A 4,887-nucleotide genomic window follows, 5' to 3' on the forward strand; every position below is an offset into this window, starting at 1 on the left:
TGGGGGTCGAGGGCGGCGCAGGCGGTGTCGAAGGCGTCGGCGTAGGCGGGGTGGGTGGTGTAGAGGTCGTGGCCCATGCCGGGTCGTTGGCTGCCCTGGCCGGAGAAGACCATGGTGAGGGTTCCGTCGCCGGCGCGGCCGGTGATGAGGGCGGGGTGGCTGTCACCGCGGGCCAGCGCGGCTAGGGCCTCGATCCGGTCCGTGCCCTCACCCGCCAGCACCACGGCGCGGTGGTCGAAGGCCGTGCGCGTGGTGGCCAGGGTGTAGCCGACGTCGAGTGACGAGGTGTCGTCGGTGACGGAGTCCGCGAGCCGGGCCGCTGAGTCACGCAGCGCCTGCTCGTCCCGCGCCGAGATGAGCCACGGCACGACGGGCAGAACGGTGCCCGCATGCTCCTCCGGCTCCTCGACGACGGGCGGTTGCTCCAGGATCACGTGCGCGTTCGTCCCGCTGAAGCCGAAGGACGACACCCCCGCCCGGCGCGTCCCGTCACGCTCGGGCCACTCGACCGATTCGGTCAGCAGGGAGACTGCGCCGGTGCTCCAGTCGACCTGGGTGCTCGGAACCTCGACGTGCAGGGTGCGGGGCAGCACCCCGTGCCGCATCGCCAGCACCATCTTGATGACGCCCGCCACGCCGGCGGCGGCCTGGGTGTGGCCGATGTTGGACTTCACCGAGCCCAGCCACAGGGGCTGTTCACGGTCCTGCCCGTAGGCCGCCAGCAGTGCCTGGGCCTCGATGGGGTCGCCGAGCCTGGTGCCGGTGCCGTGCGCCTCCACCGCGTCGACCTGGTCGGGCCGAAGCCCCGCGTCGATGAGCGCGTCCCGGACGACCCGCTGCTGCGACGGCCCGTTCGGAGCGGTGAGGCCGTTCGAACGACCGTCCTGGTTCACCGCCGTTCCGCGCACCACCGCCAGGACGGTGTGGCCGTTGCGCCGGGCGTCCGACAGCCGCTCCACCATCAGCAGGCCGGCGCCCTCGGCCCAGCCGGTGCCGTCGGCGGCGTCGGAGAAGGCCTTGCACCGGCCGTCCGACGAAAGGCCCTGCTGCTTGCTGAAGTCGATGAACGGCGCCGGACTGGCCATCACGGTCACACCGCCGACCAGAGCGAGCGTGCACTCCCCGCGTCGCAGCGCCTGGGCTGCGAGGTGCAGCGCCACCAGCGACGAGGAACACGCGGTGTCGATGGTGACCGCCGGCCCCTCCAGCCCGAGGGTGTAGGCGATCCGGCCCGAGAGGATGCTGCCGGAGTTGCCGGTGCCGAGGTAGCCCTCCGCGACCTCCGGAATCCGCGCCAGCCGGGAGGCGTAGTCGTGGTACATGATGCCCGCGAACACGCCGGTGCGGCTGCCCCGCAGCGAGCCGGGATCGATCTGCGCGCTCTCGACCGCCTCCCACGCGGTCTCCAGCAGCAGCCGTTGCTGCGGGTCCATCGACACCGCCTCCCGCGGGGAGATCCCGAAGAACTCCGCGTCGAACTCCGCCGCGTCGTACAGGAATCCGCCCTGCAGGGTGTTGCTGCTGCCGGCGCCGCCGGGGCGCGCCGACCGCATCCCCTCGATGTCCCAGCCGCGGTCGCGGGGGAAGCCGCCGATCGCGTCCTGCTCGGATTCGACGAGCTGCCAGAGCTGTTCCGGTGTCGTCACGCCGCCCGGGTACCGGCAGGCCATGCCCACGATCGCGAGGGGTTCGTGACTGCTCTCCTCCGCGGCGCGCAGCCGCTGGCGGGTGTCCCGCAGCTCGGTGGTGAGCCGCTTGAGATACTGGAGCGTCTTATCCTGGTCCACGTCACACCAATCCCATCAGGACAAGCCCAGCTCGTCGTCGATGATGTCGAACATGTCGTCCAGATCCGCCGCCGTCAGCTCGGCGGCGCCGTCGTCCCGGTCGTCCTTGCCGGCGCTCTCCCAGGCGTTGAGCAACGACCGGAGCCGGCTGCGTACTTGCGCCGCGTGCCGCTCGCCGACCTGCCCGAGCGTCACCTCCAGCCGGTCGATCTCGGCGAAGACCGCCTCCGGTTCCGAAGGCCGGCCCGTGCCGAGCAGGGACAGCAGGTAGTCGCACAGCGCCGCGGGCGTCGGGTGGTCGAAGACCAGCGTCGCGGGCAGCCGCAGACCGGTGGCCGCGTCGAGCGCACCGCGCAGTTCCACGGCCATCAGCGAGTCGAACCCGTGCTCGGTGAACGGCCGGTCCATCGTGATGGCCTCGCCCGAGTCATGGCCCGCGACGGCGGCGGTCCGGCTGAGGACCAGCTGGGCGATCCGGTCCCGCTGCTCGTTCGGCGGCAGGTCGCGCAGGGTGTCGGCCAGGCCCCGCTCCGGGGCGGTCGCCGTCGCCGCCCGCGTCGGCACCAGGTCGCGCAGCACGGGAGGCAGCGCGGCGTCCGCGGCGCGGCGGCGGAGTGCCGCCCGGTTCAGCGGCAACGGGAACAGGACCGGGCGGCCGGCCGCGGCCGCCGCGTCGAACAGCGACCGTCCGGTCGGCTCGTCGATCGGGGTGAGACCGGTCCCGCTCAGCCGCCTGCGGTCCGCCTCGCCGACGGTGGCCGCCATGCCGGCGGTCCACGGTCCCCAGGCGAGGCTGGTGGTGGGGTGTCCGGTGGTGGTGCGGTGGTGGGCGAGGGCGTCCAGGTAGGCGTTGGCGGCGGCGTAGTTGGCCTGGCCGGGTGAGCCGAGTGTGGCGGCGGCGGAGGAGAACAGGACGAACGCGGTGACGTCGCGGTCGCGGGTGAGTTCGTGCAGGTGCCAGGCCGCGGTCGCCTTCGGGGCGAATACCCGTTCCAGGTGGCCGCGGGTCTGGCGGGCCAGGACGGCGTCGTCGATCGTGCCGGCGCAGTGGACGACGGCGAGCGGCCGGTCGGTGGGCACCGCGGCCAGCGCCGCGGCGATCTGGGCCCGGTCGGTGAGGTCGCAGGCCAGCTGGGTGACGTCGGCGCCCTCCGGCTGCGGCGCGTCGCCGCCCCGGCTGACCAGCACGAGATCGGTCACGCCGTGCTCCTGGACCAGGTGGCGGGCGACCAGCGCGCCGAGCGTACCGGCGGCTCCGGTGATCAGGACGGTGCTTGCCTTCCAGTCCGGCGTGGCGCCCGTCCCGGTGGGCTCGGGGACGAGCCGGGGCACCCGGATCTCCCCCCGGCGCAGGGCGAACTCCGGCTCGCCGCTGGACAGTGCGTACGGCAGGGCCTGCCACGACTGCTCGTCGTCGTCGAGGTCCACCAGCACGATGCGGCCCGGCTGTTCCGTCTGTGCGGCGCGCACCAGCCCCCAGACCGCGGCGCCCGCCGGCGAGGGATCGGTGTCCACGGCGACCGCGCGGGAGGTCGCGACCACGAGGGTGCGTTCCCCGGTGTAGGACTGCAGCGTGTCCAGCACAGCCGCGGCCGTCACCAGCGCGTCCTCGGGAGCGAGGCTGTCGCCGTTGTCCACCCGCACGAGGGTGTGCGTGGCGCCCGGCGACTCGTCCTCCGCTCCGAACACGGTGAATTCCACGGCGGTGGCGGGGAGTTGGCGAGTGGGCCAAGCCTGCCCGAAGAGCCACTGCCGTCCGTCGGTGAACTGCGCACCGGAGATCTTGCGCATCGTGAGACGTTCGACCTCCGCGACCGGACGGCCGGTGTCGTCGGCGATGCGCAGCGCGATCGCGTCCTCGCGCAACGGCGACAGCACGGCCCGCAGGCGGTTGGCACCGCGGAGGTGCACGGTCACGCCTGCCCAGGAGAACGGCAGCCGCGCGTGGCCGTCCGCGCCGAACATCCGGTCGACGCCGACGCCGTGCAGGACCGAGTCCAGTAGCGCGGGGTGCACGCCGAAACCGGAGTCCTGGTCCTCGCCCTCGGGCAGCTCCACCTCCACCGCCACGTCGTCGCCGACCCGCCAGGCGGCGCGCAGGCCCTGGAAGAAGGGCCCGTAGTCGAGCCCGGCGGCCGCGAACTCGGCGTAGACGTCCGACACGGGCAGTCCGGTCGCTCCCGGCGGGGGCCAGGAGGCCAGGGACCACGACGTCTCCGCGGGCTGCCCGTCGCCGACGGTGCCGACGGCGTGCAACTGCCACGGGGTGTCCGCGTCCGGCCGGGAGTGGACGGACACCGGCCGTTTGCCGTCGGCGTCCGGCTCGCCCACCGCGACTTGGAGGTCCACCGAGCCCGCTTCGGGCACCACCAGCGGGCTCTCCAGCGTGAGCTCCTCGAAGCCGCGCTGCCCCGCCCGTTGCGCGGCGTGCAGCACGAGCTCCACGAAGGCCGTGCCGGGGAAGACGATCGCACCCGCGACGACGTGGTCGGCCAGCCACGGGTGGGAGGTGACGGAGAAGCGGCCGGAGAGCAGCAGCCCCCTGCTGTGTGCCAGATCCGTGCTCGACGCGAGCAGCGGGTGCTCGGACCGGGCTCCCCGGTGGTGCAGGGCCGACGCGCTCGGCCAGAACTGCTTGCTCCGGAAGGGGTAGGTGGGGAGGGGGGTGGGTTGGGGTTTGGTGTGGTGGTAGTAGGTGTGCCAGTTGGGTGGGGTGCCGTGGGTGGTGAGGTGGGCGAGGGCGGTGGTGATGGTGTGGTTTTCGGGTTGGTTGTGGCGGAGGCTGGGGGTGTGGTTGGGGGGGAGGTGGGGGGTGAGGGAGTTGGTGGGTCCTATTTCGAGGTAGGTGTGGGTGGGGGTGTGGGTGAGGGCGTCGTGGAGGCGGACGGTGTGGCGGGCGTGGTGGATCCAGTGGTCGGGGGTGGGGTGGGTGAGGGGTTGGCCGGTGAGGGTGGAGATGAGGGGGATGGTGGGGGTGTGGTGGGTGATGGTGTCGAGGATGTCGCGGAGTTGGTGGAGGGCGGGTTCCATGAGGGGGGAGTGGAAGGCGTGGGAGACGCGGAGCCAGGTGGTGTGGTGGGTGGGGAGTTGGTTGGTGATG

General features: G+C 73.0%; 1 protein-coding gene and 1 pseudogene. Both read right to left on the minus strand.

Going from position 1 to position 4,887, the window contains the following annotated elements; genetic code table 11:
- Window positions 1-1,787 (minus strand): annotated as a pseudogene (locus AC0B61_RS36900) (type I polyketide synthase); the annotation flags it as partial.
- A gap of 15 nt (window positions 1,788-1,802) precedes the next feature.
- The coding region (locus tag AC0B61_RS36905; protein WP_471746874.1) for a type I polyketide synthase at window positions 1,803-4,887 on the minus strand (3,085 nt) is incomplete at its 5' end.

Source organism: Kitasatospora sp. NPDC023385 (assembly GCF_055664045.1).